Annotated in this window: 13 protein-coding genes and 1 pseudogene; 8 read left to right on the forward strand and 6 right to left on the reverse strand. The window is 49.7% G+C overall.

What is annotated here, in order from left to right; translation table 11 throughout:
- Positions 1-26: 26 nt before the first annotated feature.
- Positions 27-470, reverse strand: a complete 444-nt coding sequence (gene csdE / locus D9736_RS08070; protein WP_130221497.1) for a cysteine desulfurase sulfur acceptor subunit CsdE — start codon at positions 468-470, stop codon at positions 27-29.
- Positions 470-1,675, reverse strand: coding sequence for a cysteine desulfurase CsdA (csdA, locus tag D9736_RS08075; protein ID WP_130258089.1), 1,206 nt, complete (start codon positions 1,673-1,675; stop codon positions 470-472). The genes csdE and csdA overlap by 1 nt, the downstream gene beginning before the upstream one ends.
- Positions 1,676-1,867: 192 nt before the next feature.
- Here csdA and D9736_RS08080 point away from each other — a divergent pair, with 192 nt between their 5' ends.
- From D9736_RS08080 to rlmM, 4 genes are all read left to right on the forward strand, one after another.
- Positions 1,868-2,095, forward strand: a complete 228-nt coding sequence (locus D9736_RS08080) for a YgdI/YgdR family lipoprotein (RefSeq protein ID WP_130207708.1) — start codon at positions 1,868-1,870, stop codon at positions 2,093-2,095.
- 350 nt (positions 2,096-2,445) lie between these two features.
- Positions 2,446-3,363, forward strand: coding sequence for a glycine cleavage system transcriptional regulator GcvA (gene gcvA / locus D9736_RS08085; RefSeq protein ID WP_130207706.1), 918 nt, complete (start codon positions 2,446-2,448; stop codon positions 3,361-3,363).
- 18 nt (positions 3,364-3,381) lie between these two features.
- Positions 3,382-3,777: a DUF423 domain-containing protein gene (locus tag D9736_RS08090; RefSeq protein ID WP_000203905.1), complete on the forward strand. Its 396-nt coding sequence runs from the start codon at positions 3,382-3,384 to the stop codon at positions 3,775-3,777.
- Positions 3,770-4,870 (forward strand): 23S rRNA (cytidine(2498)-2'-O)-methyltransferase RlmM, encoded by a 1,101-nt coding sequence (gene rlmM, locus D9736_RS08095; RefSeq protein ID WP_130214557.1) that lies wholly within the window; start codon positions 3,770-3,772, stop codon positions 4,868-4,870. Before D9736_RS08090 ends, rlmM begins: the two co-directional genes overlap by 8 nt.
- A 31-nt stretch (positions 4,871-4,901) precedes the next feature.
- Here the strand turns inward: rlmM and fucR are convergent.
- The 4 genes and pseudogenes from fucR to fucI all read right to left on the reverse strand — a co-directional run bounded on the left by fucR (position 4,902) and on the right by fucI (position 9,427).
- Positions 4,902-5,644 (reverse strand): annotated as a pseudogene (fucR, locus tag D9736_RS08100) (L-fucose operon activator).
- 57 nt (positions 5,645-5,701) lie between these two features.
- Positions 5,702-6,124 (reverse strand): L-fucose mutarotase, encoded by a 423-nt coding sequence (gene fucU / locus D9736_RS08105; protein ID WP_130258090.1) that lies wholly within the window; start codon positions 6,122-6,124, stop codon positions 5,702-5,704.
- 1 nt (position 6,125) lies between these two features.
- On the reverse strand, positions 6,126-7,544 hold the full coding sequence (gene fucK, locus D9736_RS08110; protein WP_130258091.1) for an L-fuculokinase: 1,419 nt from the start codon (positions 7,542-7,544) through the stop codon (positions 6,126-6,128).
- 107 nt (positions 7,545-7,651) lie between these two features.
- Positions 7,652-9,427: an L-fucose isomerase gene (gene fucI, locus D9736_RS08115; RefSeq protein WP_130221501.1), complete on the reverse strand. Its 1,776-nt coding sequence runs from the start codon at positions 9,425-9,427 to the stop codon at positions 7,652-7,654.
- 468 nt (positions 9,428-9,895) lie between these two features.
- Here fucI and D9736_RS08120 point away from each other — a divergent pair, with 468 nt between their 5' ends.
- The 4 genes from D9736_RS08120 (at position 9,896) to D9736_RS08135 (ending at position 15,040) form a co-directional block, all read left to right on the forward strand.
- Positions 9,896-11,395, forward strand: coding sequence for a sugar ABC transporter ATP-binding protein (locus D9736_RS08120; RefSeq protein ID WP_130221502.1), 1,500 nt, complete (start codon positions 9,896-9,898; stop codon positions 11,393-11,395).
- Between the two features lie 3 nt (positions 11,396-11,398).
- Positions 11,399-12,382, forward strand: coding sequence for an ABC transporter permease (locus D9736_RS08125; protein WP_001352556.1), 984 nt, complete (start codon positions 11,399-11,401; stop codon positions 12,380-12,382).
- Between the two features lie 73 nt (positions 12,383-12,455).
- Entirely contained in the window at positions 12,456-13,406 is a 951-nt protein-coding gene (locus tag D9736_RS08130; RefSeq protein WP_130221503.1) for an ABC transporter substrate-binding protein, read from the forward strand.
- Between the two features lie 53 nt (positions 13,407-13,459).
- On the forward strand, positions 13,460-15,040 hold the full coding sequence (locus tag D9736_RS08135) for an FGGY-family carbohydrate kinase (RefSeq protein WP_130258138.1): 1,581 nt from the start codon (positions 13,460-13,462) through the stop codon (positions 15,038-15,040).
- Positions 15,041-15,071: the final 31 nt, after the last annotated feature.

The raw sequence follows: 15,071 nt of genomic DNA on the forward strand, positions 1-15,071 counted from the left end.
CTTATCCGACCAGTATCTGTGTAACATCAAGCTTGCTTCGCCGCGGCGAGAATTGCCTCGCTTAACGCATTCAATCCCTGACTGCGAGAGGCGCTAAGTTGCGCACGCAATCCCAGCTCATCAAACAATGCCAGCGGCGACAGTGCTTTTAACTCGGCGGCAGTTTTGCCCTCAACGGCAGTCAGCAATACGGCCAGCAGACCGCGCACAATGCGTCCTTCACTATCACCAAAGAAATGCATCCTGCCGTTTTCTGCGACGTTATATCCAAGCCAGACGCGGTTTTCACATCCGGCAATTTCTTTGGCCTGTGCTTTTAATTCGTCTGGCAACGCAGGAAGCTGTTTCCCCAACATAATCAGCTGGCGATATTTGTCTTCCCATTGCGTCAATGGCGCGAAAGTATCGCGTAACGTCTCTACGGTAACGGTTGTGCCGAACGGATGTCCGGCGAATTGCGGGTTCGTCATTAATCCACCAATAATTCCAGCGCGCGGTCAACGGCATTCACCAGCGCATCCACATCACTCTTTGTATTATATGGCGCAAAAGAGGCGCGCAGAGTGCCGGTTACGCCTAATTCTGCCAACAGCGGTTGAGCACAGTGCTGCCCGGCGCGCAGGGCAATACCATATTCCGCCAGTAGCGTCACCATATCGCTGTGATGAATGCCTGCGAAATCAAAGGCCAGCAGGCTGGAGTCCTGACAGCGGAATGAACGAAAGCCTGGACGTTTTGCCAGAGCGTCTTCTGCAAGCGTCGCCAGGCTACGGCTCCAGCTTTCTGCCTGGTCGATATCGTAATCTGCCAGCCATTCCAGCGCTGCGCTTAATCCTATGACACCAGCGACATTTGGCGTTCCGGCTTCCAGTTTCCACGGCGCGGATTGAGTAGTGAAGCCGTCAAAACTCATTTCGTGAATCATTTTGCCGCCACCCAGCCAGGGCGACATCGCTTCCAGCAGTTCTGGTTTGCCGTAAAGCACGCCGATACCCGTCGGGCCATACAGTTTGTGACCAGAGAAAGCATAGAAATCGATATCCAGTTGCTGAACATCGGCACGGAAATGCACTGCGCCCTGAGCACCATCAACCATCACCACCATCCCGGCTGAATGAGCAAAGGTAATCGCTCGCGCCAGATCCGGGCAACCGCCAGTGACGTTCGACATCTGGCCCAACGCCAGAATTCGACTACGGGGAGTAATTAACTCCGGCAATAAATCGACATCCGGCAACCGCTGCGCATTAAGCGGCAGTTTCACCACTTTGGCTCCGGTTTGTTGGGCAACCATTAGCCAGGGAACGAGGTTAGCGTGATGCTCTGCCACGCTGACAATAATCTCATCGCCCGGTTGCAGACGCGGACGGGCATAGCATTGTGCCACCATGTTGATGGATTCGGTGGTGCCGCGCGTCCAGACGATAGTTTTATCATCCGGTGCATTTAGCAATTGCGCTACTTTTTCCCGAGCAGCTTCATAACGTGCGGTCAGACGTTGGGCTTCGGCAAACTGGCTGCGATGGACGTTTCCGGCGCTCAGGCTATAGAACTGCCGGGTTGCTTCAACCACAGCTTCGGGTTTGAGTGCGGTCGCTGCACTATCGAGATAAACGCCCGCATCCTGTAGCGCGGGAAACTGGGCGCGAAATTGCGCGGGATTAAAAACGTTCATGAGACTCCTCGGCTTGATTCGCCGATCGTGACGCAAAATTCACTTTGATACAAGGTGAGTGCTAACCATCGGAATTGTCTGGATATCCAGGCGAAACCGCAGCAGTGACATATGCTGAATAGTGTCAGGTGCAAATTTTAGCCTGTTAATTGATTTTCATTGCGAGCTAATAATCGCTTTAAGGAGAAGAAGATGAAAAAGACCGCCGCAATTATCTCTGCCTGTATGCTGACTTTTGCCCTTAGCGCCTGCTCCGGTTCAAATTATGTCATGCACACCAACGACGGACGTACCATTGTATCTGATGGTAAGCCGATGACGGATGATGAAACCGGTATGATTTCTTATAAAGACGCTAATGGCAACAAACAGCAGATCAACCGTACCGACGTGAAAGAGATGGTCGAACTGGATCAGTAATTCGCGATCGCAAGGTAAAAAAAAGCACCGCAATTAGGCGGTGCTACATTAATCACTATGGACAGACAGGGTAAATGTACAGGAAGTGAAAAAAGGTAGCTTTGCTACCATGGTCTGAATCGCAGACCAATTGCAAACACAACAACACAACATCACAACCGTAAGCCAAAAGTTCACCAGAACACGCATTCCGATAAAACTTTTCGTTCCGGCTCAGGAAGTGCCGCCACTATAGGTATTTGCTGGTAGAAGCTCAACGGACAATTTATAATGGCTCAGATTAAAAAAACTAATAGGTTACACGGTGTGACCTAATTGTTAAATTCATTTAACATCAAAGTTTAAAAGCCATGTCTAAACGATTACCACCGCTAAATGCCTTACGAGTTTTTGATGCCGCAGCCCGCCATTTAAGCTTCACGCGTGCAGCAGAAGAGCTTTTTGTGACCCAGGCCGCAGTAAGTCATCAAATCAAGTCCCTTGAGGATTTTTTGGGGCTAAAACTGTTCCGCCGCCGTAATCGTTCACTTCTATTGACCGAGGAAGGGCAAAGCTATTTTCTCGATATCAAAGAGATATTTTCGCAATTAACCGAAGCGACGCGTAAACTCCAGGCCCGTAGCGCCAAAGGGGCATTGACGGTCAGCTTACTCCCCAGTTTTGCCATCCACTGGCTGGTACCGCGACTTTCCAGCTTTAATTCAGCTTATCCGGGAATCGACGTTCGAATCCAGGCGGTCGACCGACAGGAAGATAAACTGGCGGATGATGTCGATGTGGCGATATTTTATGGTCGAGGCAACTGGCCGGGGCTGCGGGTGGAAAAGCTTTACGCCGAATACCTGTTGCCAGTGTGTTCGCCTTTACTATTAACCGGTGAGAAATCCTTGAAGACGCCGGAAGATCTGGCTAAACATACGTTATTACACGATGCATCCCGGCGAGACTGGCAGACATATACCCGCCAGTTGGGGCTGACTCATATTAACGTTCAGCAAGGGCCTATCTTCAGCCATAGCGCCATGGTGCTACAAGCAGCCATTCACGGGCAGGGTGTGGCGCTGGCAAATAACGTGATGGCGCAATCTGAAATCGAGGCCGGACGCCTTGTTTGCCCGTTTAATGACGTATTGGTCAGTAAAAATGCTTTTTATCTGGTATGTCATGACAGCCAGGCAGAACTGGGTAAAATAGCCGCCTTTCGCCAATGGATCCTGGCGAAAGCCGCTGCTGAACAAGAAAAATTCCGCTTTCGTTATGAACAATAATTTATGTAGGGTACGACCATGACCAGCCGTTTTATGCTGATTTTCGCCGCCATTAGCGGCTTCATTTTTGTCGCTCTGGGTGCTTTTGGTGCGCATGTTTTAAGTAAAACCATGGGCGCCGTTGAAATGGGCTGGATCCAGACCGGCCTCGAATACCAGGCATTTCATACGCTGGCAATTTTAGGTCTGGCGGTGGCAATGCAACGTCGCATCAGTATCTGGTTTTACTGGAGTAGCGTCTTTCTGGCGCTAGGTACGGTGCTGTTCAGCGGCAGCCTTTATTGCCTGGCGCTGTCCCATCTGCGTTTGTGGGCGTTTGTCACACCGGTTGGCGGTGTGAGTTTTCTCGCGGGCTGGGCGTTAATGTTAGTTGGTGCTATCCGTTTAAAGCGCAAGGGCGTAAGTCATGAATAAGGTTGTATTGCTGTGCCGTCCGGGCTTTGAAAAAGAGTGCGCCGCAGAAATTACCGATAAAGCCGGGCAGCGGGAAATATTCGGTTTTGCCCGTGTAAAAGAGAATGCGGGTTATGTGATTTATGAATGTTATCAAGCGGAAGATGGCGATAAGTTAATCCGTGAACTGCCATTTAGTTCATTAATTTTTGCCCGCCAGTGGTTTGTGGTGGGAGAACTGCTCCAGCATTTGCCGCAGGAAGACCGCATTACGCCAATAGTTGGCATGTTGCAGGGTGTGGTAGAGAAGGGCGGCGAACTTCGCGTTGAAGTCGCGGACACCAACGAAAGTAAAGAGTTACTGAAATTCTGCCGCAAATTTACTGTACCGTTACGGGCTGCCTTGCGTGATGCGGGCGTCCTGGCGAGCTATGAAACGCCGAAGCGTCCAGTGGTGCATGTGTTCTTTATCGCGCCAGGCTGCTGTTATACCGGCTATTCCTACAGCAATAATAACTCGCCGTTCTATATGGGCATTCCGCGCCTGAAGTTTCCGGCAGATGCACCAAGTCGTTCCACACTCAAACTGGAAGAGGCATTTCATGTGTTCATTCCTGCGGATGAATGGGATGAACGCCTGGCGAACGGGATGTGGGCGGTGGATTTGGGCGCTTGCCCGGGCGGCTGGACCTACCAACTGGTGAAGCGCAACATGTGGGTTTACTCCGTTGATAACGGCCCGATGGCGCAAAGTCTGATGGATACTGGACAAGTAACGTGGCTGCGGGAAGATGGTTTTAAATTCCGCCCGACACGTAGCAATATCTCGTGGATGGTGTGTGACATGGTGGAAAAACCGGCGAAGGTCGCGGCTTTGATGGCGCAGTGGCTGGTTAATGGCTGGTGTCGTGAAACTATCTTCAACCTTAAATTGCCGATGAAAAAACGCTACGAAGAAGTATCACACAATCTGGCGTACATTCAGGCACAGCTTGATGAACATGGCATTAACGCCCAGATTCAGGCGCGTCAGTTGTATCACGATCGCGAAGAAGTGACGGTGCATGTCCGTCGCATCTGGGCTGCGGTGGGTGGGCGTCGCGACGAACGATAACAGGCAAGGCCGGGGCGTCGTCTCCGGCCTGCTACCCTTTCCGGCAGGCTGTTACCAAAGAAGTTGCAACCTGGCGCTCATCAGAAATAATGTGCGTTACCTCATCCAGATGCCCGATGCGGGCTTCCCCTGAACGATTAAATTTACTTTTATCAATCAATAACAACGATTGCGCGGCACGTTTTAATAGCATCGATTTGTAATCAGCGTTGATGGCATTGGAGTCCCACAGTGCACCGCTGCTATCGATCCCTTCACAAGAAAAAATAAATAGATCGATTTCCAGCGATTTAAGTTGGGAAATCAGCGAGGGATTGACGTAACAGCCATATTTGCGCTCAAGTGTGCCGCCGGAACTGATCAGTTGAATGCGTTCGCGTTTACCGAGTTCATGGCAAATCGGATGGCTATTGGTGAAGACCTGGATGTTGATGTCAGGCAACTGGCGTGCCAGATACCAGCAAGTTGAACTGGCGTCTAAGGCTATCACCATCCCTTCTTCAATCCACGCGAGCGCCTCGCGCGCGATATCTGTTTTATGCGCATAATGGCTTTTCAGCCGGATGTGAAAGGGATCGCCACTGTCTTGATTTTGACGGTTGATATATTTAGCGCGTCCATGATTGCGCAGAATTTTACCCTGCGTCTGTAATTCATTGAGATCGCGACGAATGGTTTCTTTACTGACCTTTAGCTGTTCAGAGAGAGCTTCCGTGGTCAGGCTGGTATGGTTCAGCAGAGGTCGACTATCGCTTGCTGGCGTGCTGCTTTCATATTTTTCACCCCATCATTCGATAACCGCCCACGTCATGCGGGCGTACCGGTATGAGATTACGGTGTTACCCCTTTTTTTAAAAGAATATTCCCGTACTTCGCTCGTTCGCCTGTGATAACGATCGCAAAGGCTTTTTGCGCCCGTTCATAAAACGCAAAACGATTGATGCGGATGATGTCAGGACATGGGGCTTGTAGTGAAAGCGCATTACGGTAACGTCGTTCTACTTCAGGATCGAGAGTGTCACTTTCTACCGCCGCCATCATCACCAGCGGTGGTGCATAACTGTCCAGTTCAAATAACGGGATAATCGCCTGGAGCAAGTCGCTCACCAGCAGGCCATCAGCGCGGATCACCTGCGGTCCCATCGCATGGGCGGGAAAATGAGCATCGGAAAAAATAATTTCATCTCCATGTCCCATCTCTGCCAGCACTTTCAATAGTTCGGGAGAAATTAACGGCGAAATTGTTTTCAGCATTTCACACTTCCTCTATAAATTCAGGTTCAGTTTGCGGGTAGAAATAACGGTACTGATAATGAATCTGCGCGCGGGCTTCTTCCGGGCTGTTAAATTCCCCTACGCCATACCAACCGAACAGCGCAGCTCCTGCGACGGTCGTTTCGGCGTCGTCGAGAACTTTTACCGGAATATCAAGCATATTGGCTTTAATCTGATTCCACAATGTGTTGCGACTTCCTCCGCCGACTAACAATAATTCAGAGGCTTTAAAGTGCCCGATTTTTTCCAGCATCTGTAGATTGCGCTGTAATTGCGCGGTTAACCCTTCCAGCGCCGCGCGATAGAAATGCCCCCGCGTGGTATTAAGCGTCACTCCTTGCCAGCCAGCGTTCTGGCACGACAATAAATCACACTGCATTTTCACTCCATCTGCGCCAGGCGCGATCAGGCGAGCTTCTTCAATCAACATTTGCCAGGGAGTTTCAGCTGTCCAGAACAGTTTTCTCACCCATTCCAGCACGCCGGATGCCAGCCATTGCATACCTGGGTTATACAACCCTGCCTGGCTATCCAGTTCGCAAGTAGAACCGGCGTACTGACTTAACAGCGAAGTATCAACCTGGGCGCTGCGGACCATTAAAATTTCCCATGTACCGGAAGAGAGCACGGGTTCATTTTGTTCGGCACCAGCGCCAAAAAGGGCGAACTGGGTATCGTGACCTGCGGAAATCACCGGTATACCAACGGGTAAGCCGAGCATTGCTGCGGCGCTGTTCTGTAGCGTACCAATCTGTTCACCCGCTTCCACCAGACGAGGGAAGAGTCGGTGTGGAATACCGGTGGCTTGTAAAATTTGCGGACTGAAATCGCGTTGCTGGATATCCAGCATCTGGCTGGTTCCGGCCATCGTAATATCAGTAGTGAATTCGCCGGTTAAACGGTGGTTAATCAGCGACGAAATAAAGAGCCAGGCGTGCGCGCGTTCCAGCAGTTGTGGATGATTTTCTTTCAACCACACCAACTTATATAACGTATTGAAACTAAAGGCTCCGACTCCAGAAATAGCCTGCAACTGCTGTGCGGAGATCAACCGTTCAATATTGTCCATTACCGCGGCTGTTCGCGGACATTTCCAGCTAATGACCGGATAGATCAGATTGCCTTGCTTATCAACCAGAGCGCCGTCCACGCCAAAGGTCGTTACGGCGATACCGCGGATGTGGCATTCAGTCAGTTCACTGTTGATTTGCCGACAGCAATCAGCAAAGCGTTGCAAAATGGCGTCTAAAGACCACTGGTGCCAGGTGCTGTTTTCCATGGCGATATCGCTGGCATTTGGCGTTGAGGCGCGGGTAACGATTTTCCCCTGCCGATTAACCGCGATAGCCCTGACATTGGTCGCTCCACAGTCGAGTACCAGGATAACTTCTTGTTTCATAATCGCTCCTGAAATATAGCCGGATAACATCACTTATCCGGCTATCCACTCTTGCTTGTTCATGCCGGTAGCCGGAGCGACCGGGCATAGCATCAGGGAGTAACGTATTAACGTTTGTACAGCGGACCGTAGTTTTGGCAAGCGCGGTAATCCTGGCCTTCAATATCCATGCCGTGCGCGGCCCAGGCAGAAGGACGATACACTTTGGTCTCTTCAACGTTGTGCATACATACCGGGATACGCAGCATTGAGGCGAGAGTGATAAAGTCTGCGCCGACGTGGCCGATGGTCAGAACGCCGTGGTTAGCGCCCCAGTTCGCCATTACCGAGTACACATCCGTAAACGGCCCTTTACCGGTGAGGCGCGGTGCAAACCAGGTGGTTGGCCAGGTTGAGTTGGTGCGTTTGTTGAGGATGTCATGCACATCCTTCGGTAGCTCCACGCTCCAGCCTTCCGCGATTTGCAGTACCGGTCCCAGGCCTTTGATGATGTTGACACGAGTCATGGTGAACGGGACGCCGCCTTCGGTAAGGAAGCGGGAAGAGTAACCGCCGCCACGGAAGTATTCGTGGATCGCCGGGCACCATTCGGTAGCGGCGAGGCAAGCGTCAGCCTCTTGCTGAGAGATTTCCCAGTGTGGCTTCATCGTCGGGTTACCTTCGCTGTCGCGTTGTTTACAGGAACCGTCCAGCGCAGCAGAACCGGAGTTGATCAAATGGATGATGCCGTGTTCTGCCAGTCCGTCCAGTTTATGCCCTGTTACACGCTCAATTGCTTCTGGTGACCAGTAGGTACGCACATCGGCAAATACCTGAGCGGTGCCGGTGAGCTGGTGGCCCATCAGCATTGCCACGCCGTTAAGACTGTCGTTTTCGGTCGCCACGACAAAGGGTTCGCGTACGCCATTCCAGTCAAATGAACTGTTGAGGAGCGCTTCGGCGGTGTCGCCATTGGGATATTGATCGGTCCAGTGACGTTGCCCCTGGAAGCCCGCAGCGATGGCGTTGTAGCCAAGTGATTCTTCCACGCGACCGATATCGGCCAGTTTGCTGTTGCCTTGCATCATGTCGCGGATACACATCGCCATCAGTAAACTTTCGCGCAAAACAGCGCGGCTTTGCTCGGCATTGCGTTGATACTGTTTGTTATTTTCATCTTCGCCATAGCGGAAGTTTTTATCAGCCCAGGCCAGCGCCATTTCCAGTTCGGCTTCGTCGTAAATCTTCTGATCGATACGGCGACGCAGTTCGGTCATATCCACCGCCTGGACTTTCATTCCCAGCCAGGATTCAAAGAAGTTGTGATCAACAATGGAACCGGCGATACCCATCGAAACGCCGCCCAGCGACAGATAGCTTTTACCTTCCATGCTGGCGACTGCCAAACCGGCGCGGGCAAAGCGCAGCAGTTTTTCTTCAACATCGGCAGGAATCGATGTGTCATCGGCATCCTGAACGTCATGACCGTAAATGGAGAATGCCGGGATGCCTTTCTGGCTGTGAGCTGCCAGAGCCGCTGCCAGGTAAACAGCGCCGGGGCGTTCAGTGCCGTTAAAGCCCCAAATGGCTTTCGGGCGGGTTGGATCCATGTCGATGGTTTCACTGCCATAGCACCAGCAAGGCGTTACCGTAATGGTGAGGCCTACATTCTGACTGCTGAATTTTTCTTCGCAAGCAGCGGCTTCAGCCATACCCGCGATACAGGTATCGGAAATGACACACTCGACGCCAGCTCCGCAGGCATGGCGCAGTTTCTCGGTCAGCAGTGCGGCCGTGGCTTTCGCCATATTCATTGTTTGTTCTTCAAGCGACTCACGAACACCCATGCGACGACCGTCAATAACCGGGCGGATACCAATTTTCGGTAACGTATTAATTTTCATCAGGATTCCTCATCTCGCTTTATTGGCGCTCTGCTAAGGCGGAGAAAGGAAACCACCGAAGCAGTAGTATTGGTCATTATTTGCTAACTCGAGTTAGCTTAGGTTTATAGGCTTTTTATACACAACTTTTTTGTTGTTGAAATGTGAGGGGGTTCACGAGAAGTGGTTAAAATTCGATCTCTGTCAAATTGTTATTTGTCAGTGTGAAAAATAATATTTTTATTAATCATTAAGTTATAAGATTTTAATGGTTATGCATCACAGTTTTAGCTCAAATGATTTGGCTAATTTGTATACCTAAAATAGCTTTAAAAGGCGATCGCTAACTCGAGTTAGCAAAATGCGAAGAATAAATTGATGCGATGAATGTCTATTCGAGCGTTATTCGTATCATAGTGGAGATGGCTTAGTAGCGACGTTTATGCCGTACTTCACATTTTCAGTTTCTGATTATTGAGGAAAGCTGCAATGTCTGAAACATTTTTGCAAATGAAGCATATCACCAAACGCTTTCCTGGAGTGTTGGCGCTTAATGACGTGCAATTTACCCTACGCCGGGGCGAGGTTCATGCATTATTAGGTGAAAATGGTGCAGGAAAATCCACCTTAATGAAAATTTTGTCGGGGGTTTATCAACCTGATGAAGGTGAAATAATTTTTGAAGATAAAACAGTCTCATTTTCTGATCCGTTAAGTGCGCAAAACGTAGGTATTACTATTATTCACCAGGAATTTAATTTATTCCCCGAGCTTACAGTAGAAGAAAATATTTTTATCGGCAGGGAGTTTTGTAAAAAAAATCGCTGGCGTCTGGATGAAAAACAGCAACGCCAGGCGACGATTGAAATTTTGCAAAAATTAAATTTGGCGATCAAACCAGATACTCTGGTTGCTGACCTGACGGTAGCTCAACAGCAGATGGTAGAAATTGCCAAGGCCATTTCGGTTAACGCCAGGATTCTCATTATGGATGAACCTACTGCGGCGTTAACAGAAACTGAAATTGAAAGCTTGTTTCGCGTCACCCGGTTATTGAAAGAGCAGGGGACCGGCATTGTGTATATCTCCCACCGTCTGGAGGAGTTGGCGCTAATTGCCGACCGCGCGACAGTCATGCGAGATGGTCAGTACATCAGCACGGTGGATTATGAGTGCGTAAAAATCAGCGATCTAATTGCCATGATGGTTGGTCGCGATTTAGGGAATATCTATCCCCGCCGCGAGGCCTTACAGCAGCGGATGCCGGTCCTGGAGGTCAACGGACTGACGCGCAAAGGCGTACTGAACGATATTAATTTTACGCTTTATCGTGGCGAGATCCTCGGCTTTGCCGGACTGATGGGGGCGGGGCGTACTGAACTTGCGCGTGCGATTTTTGGTGCGGACTCCATTGACAGCGGAACGCTAAAATTAAATGGTAAGGAAACCGTTATTAAAGATATTTCGGATGCTATTCAGCAAGGGATAAGCTATTTAACGGAAGACCGAAAAAAAGAAGGGCTGGCGCTGAATTTATCTGTTGAACGAAATATTATGTTAGGAAACTACCCTGAGTATTCCGATCGTTTGGGAAATGTCGATTCGCGTCGTTGCCAACAAACCAGTGAGGAACAGGTAAAAGCGTTAAGGATTAAAACGCCAAATCTTGAACAGGCCGCATTAAATCTAAGTGGAGGAAACCAGCAAAAAATTATAATTGCACGTTGGGTGTGTAAAGATACTGATATTTTAATCTTCGATGAACCCACTCGCGGCATTGATGTTGGCGCCAAACTGGAAATCTATGAGTTAATGAATCGCCTGGTGGCAAAAGGGAAATCAATCATCATGATCTCTTCTGAATTGCCAGAGGTGTTAGGAATGTGCGACCGTATTTTAGTGATGCGCAGTGGTCGAATTACCGGCGAAATTAGCGCAAAAGAAGCGACACAAGAAAAAATCATGCAATACGCGACGTTAGAGGATTAAATTATGACTATCTCTGTAACCTCTCCAGACAGTAATAATAAGAAAATAAAGATAAATAAAGAACTTTTGATGCGCCTTGCGCCTCTTTTTAGTTTAATTATATTAGTGCTGTTTTTTAGTTTCAGCTCTCCCTTTTTCTTTAATACCGAAAATATCATGACGATTGCTCTACAAACGTCGGTAATCGGCATTATGGCCATTGGGGTAACTTTCGTCATTATTACCGCTGGCATCGATCTTTCATTGGGCTCCGTGGTGGCTTTTTCTGGTGTCGCCGTAGGTATTTGCGCCACGCTGGGCCTGCCGCTGCCTGTGTGTATTATTGCTGGTGTTTTGGCCGGTGGATTGTGCGGCTATGTGAATGGTTTGTTGGTCACTAAAATGACCATTCCACCGTTTATCGCTACGTTGGGCCTGATGATGTCCGTCAGAGGTATAAATATGGTGATGACTGACGGGCGCGCCATCTATTTTGCCGATTACCCGATGTTCAAAACGCTCGCTCAGGGACGCTTATTTGATGTGCTGCCTTATCCTGTTTTCTACCTTGTCATTGTAGCGCTTGTCGGCGCTTACATCCTGAAGAAAACCGTCATTGGTCGCTATGTCTATGCCGTAGGCAGTAATGAAGTTGCTGCTCATCTTTCTGGTATTAAAGTTCAGCGTGTGAAAATTTTCGTCTATGCCTTCTGTGGATTATTAACGGGGATTGCAGGTGTCATTCTGGCATCTCGTCTCAACTCCGGACAACCGACGGTAGGTGTGGGTTATGAACTGGAAGCTATTGCCGCGGTAGTGATCGGCGGAACCAGCTTAATGGGCGGTATTGGCACTATTGGCGGCACAATCATTGGCGCTTTCATTATGAGTGTACTGAAAAATGGCCTCAATTTAATGGGCGTCTCCCAGTTCTGGCAAATGGTCGCGATGGGCGTAGTTGTGGTCGCTGCCGTTTACCTCGATACATTACGCAAAAAGATTCGTTGACTTAGGCTCCCTGTTTTATCGGGAAACAACTGCCCTGACGTTAAGGGTGATTCACTCAGAACGGAGTACAACAATGAAAACCAGGCATTTTATCTATGCGTTATCTCTGCTGGCTTGCGTAAGTTCCAGCGCACTGGCTAAGGATTTAAATCTTCCGGTTGTTAGTAAAGGTTTCCAACATGAATTCTGGCAAACCGTAAAAATGGGAACTGAAGCTGCGGCTAAAGAGTTGGGGGATAAAACCAGCTATGTTGGCCCGGCTGATGAAACGCAAATAGCCGAGCAAATTCAGTTAGTCGAAAATGCGATGGCGCAGAAACCGAATGGCTTGCTTCTGGCAGCCCTCGACGCGAATGCGCTCGCCCCACTGGTAGAAACGGCAAATTCACGCGGTATCAAAGTGGTGACCTTTGATTCAGGCATCAATTCAGACATTCCGGTGAGTTTTGTCGCCACCAATAACCGTAAAGCAGGCGCTCAGGCAGCTGATGCCTTAGCCGCGCAGGTAAATAATAAAGGGAAAGTTGGGATTATCGCGCACGTTGCAGGAACATCTTCCGCTATTGAACGCTCGGAAGGCTTCATGGAGCGTATGAAAGAAAAATATCCTGACATCAAAGTATTATCCGTTCAGTACAGCGATGGTGACCCGCAAAAAGCGATGGATAAAACTATCGATATGATTCAGGCCAATCCCGATCTTGCTGGGATCTATGGCACCAATGAAGGTTCAACGCTCGGGGTGGCGAATGCCATTGATAGCCAGAATCTGAAAGGTAAGGTGAAAGTCATTGGTTTTGATAGTACGGAAGCGATTATTAACTTCCTGAAGAACGGCGTCATTCAGGGCTTTGTTGTTCAGGATGCATACCAGATTGGCTATCAAGGGATCAAAACGTTGAACGCGGCCCTTTCGGGGCAAGCCGTTGAAAAAGAGATCGATATTCCCGTGAAATTTGTTAATGCCGAGAATATTAACACGCCAGAAATCGACAAACTCCTGCACCCATTCGGTAAGAAATAAAAAAATTGGGGATGAATTTTCATCCCCGTTATCTCCAGCGTCAGGGAGGCTTTATGCACAACGGTTATTTTCTCGGTGTCGATGTCGGATCGGCCAGTGTCAGGGCAGGCGTTTACAGTGCCAGTGGCCACAGGCTGGCATTCGCTACTGCGCCCGTCTCCCAGTTTCGCCCTGGCGGCGAGCGTGTCGAACAGTCTTCGGCGGAGATCTGGCAACAAGTTTGTAAAACGGTGAAAGAGGCGACAGCTTTGGCAGGCATCCCCATTTCCGCAATTCGCTCACTGGGTTTTGACGCTACCTGCTCGCTGGTTGTTCTTGATGAACAAGGCCAGGGTTTAGCGGTTTCGCCCGGTGGATCTGCGAATCACGACATTATTATGTGGATGGATCATCGTGCAACTGTCGAGACGGCACAGATTAACGCAACGAAGGATCCCGCATTGCGCTACGTTGGCGGCGAAGTGAGCGTCGAGATGGAGTTACCAAAGTTACGTTGGTTGAAGACGCATCTACCGCAAACCTGGCAGGCCGCTCATCGCTTTTTCGATCTGGCGGATTTTCTGGTCTGGAAAGCAACAGGGCGAGACGTCGCGGGATTGTGCACGCTAACGTGTAAATGGAATTATCTGGCCCATGAACAACGCTTTAGCCATAGCTTACTGGAATCGGTAGACCTGACCGACATGCTCGAAAGAATTCCCGCCGAAATTCTTCCGCCTGGCGCTGCCGTGGGAACTTTAACTGCCACAGCTGCTGAAGAATTAGGATTAACGACCAATGTTATCGTGGCCAGTGGTTTGATTGATGCCCATGCCGGTGGCATGGCGCTGGCTGGCGCGCAGCCATCAGGAACGCTGGCATTGATAAGCGGAACGTCGAATTGCCATATGTTGTGCAGTGAAAAAGAAATATTCACCCCTGGCGTCTGGGGGCCATACTGGTCGGCCATGTTGCCAAATTACTGGCTAACTGAAGGCGGGCAAAGCGCCGCAGGGGCGCTGGTGGAGTGGACGCTTCAGGAGTCCGGGGCAAGCGCAAATCTTTTTAACAAGGCGCAGCAACGCGGGTGTCATCCGATTCAACTGATTAATGAATGGGTAGCCGCCCTGGAAGCTAACGAGTCAGAACCCACACGAAATTTACATGTGCTTGCCGATCATCACGGCAACCGTTCGCCACGAGCGCGGCCCGATGCCAGAGGCAGTGTTTATGGTTTAACACTGGAGCGTGGTGAAAATCAGCTCGCGCGGCTTTATCTTGCGACTTTACAGGCAATAGCCTTTGGCACCAGACATATTATTGAAACTCTCAGGGAAAATGGGCATACCATTACCCGATTAACATTATGTGGTGGTGCAACGCACAACCCTTTATGGCTACGCGAATATGCAGACGTGACAGGCTGCGATATCCACCTGATGCAAGAAGAAGATGCCGTTACGTTGGGCGCAGCAATTAGCGGCGCTGTTGCCAGCGGCGCATGGGGGGATTTTACATCTGCGTGTAAAGCAATGGTTGAAGCCGGAGAGGTTATTCAGGTAAATCCACAACGCCGTGAATTTTTAGAGCGTAAATACCGGGTTTACCTGACGCTTTGGGAGCAACAACAGGCGGTTAACCAACTGATGCAATAAGACAAAAGTTGAAAATACTTTTATGATTGTG

It is taken from the genome of Escherichia sp. E10V10 (assembly GCF_004211985.1).
Classification (GTDB): Bacteria; Pseudomonadota; Gammaproteobacteria; order Enterobacterales; family Enterobacteriaceae; genus Escherichia.

What these genes read in the sequence shown, in the direction of transcription:
- D9736_RS08125 (WP_001352556.1), top strand. Translation starts at nt 11,399, where the DNA reads ATGACTATCTCTGTAACCTCTCCAGACAGTAATAATAAGAAAATAAAG.
- D9736_RS08120 (WP_130221502.1), top strand. Translation starts at nt 9,896, where the DNA reads ATGTCTGAAACATTTTTGCAAATGAAGCATATCACCAAACGCTTTCCT.
- gcvA (WP_130207706.1), top strand. Translation starts at nt 2,446, where the DNA reads ATGTCTAAACGATTACCACCGCTAAATGCCTTACGAGTTTTTGATGCC.
- fucI (WP_130221501.1), bottom strand. Translation starts at nt 9,427, where the DNA reads ATGAAAATTAATACGTTACCGAAAATTGGTATCCGCCCGGTTATTGAC.
- rlmM (WP_130214557.1), top strand. Translation starts at nt 3,770, where the DNA reads ATGAATAAGGTTGTATTGCTGTGCCGTCCGGGCTTTGAAAAAGAGTGC.
- csdA (WP_130258089.1), bottom strand. Translation starts at nt 1,675, where the DNA reads ATGAACGTTTTTAATCCCGCGCAATTTCGCGCCCAGTTTCCCGCGCTA.
- D9736_RS08090 (WP_000203905.1), top strand. Translation starts at nt 3,382, where the DNA reads ATGACCAGCCGTTTTATGCTGATTTTCGCCGCCATTAGCGGCTTCATT.
- D9736_RS08080 (WP_130207708.1), top strand. Translation starts at nt 1,868, where the DNA reads ATGAAAAAGACCGCCGCAATTATCTCTGCCTGTATGCTGACTTTTGCC.
- fucK (WP_130258091.1), bottom strand. Translation starts at nt 7,544, where the DNA reads ATGAAACAAGAAGTTATCCTGGTACTCGACTGTGGAGCGACCAATGTC.
- D9736_RS08135 (WP_130258138.1), top strand. Translation starts at nt 13,460, where the DNA reads ATGCACAACGGTTATTTTCTCGGTGTCGATGTCGGATCGGCCAGTGTC.
- D9736_RS08130 (WP_130221503.1), top strand. Translation starts at nt 12,456, where the DNA reads ATGAAAACCAGGCATTTTATCTATGCGTTATCTCTGCTGGCTTGCGTA.
- fucU (WP_130258090.1), bottom strand. Translation starts at nt 6,124, where the DNA reads ATGCTGAAAACAATTTCGCCGTTAATTTCTCCCGAACTATTGAAAGTG.
- csdE (WP_130221497.1), bottom strand. Translation starts at nt 470, where the DNA reads ATGACGAACCCGCAATTCGCCGGACATCCGTTCGGCACAACCGTTACC.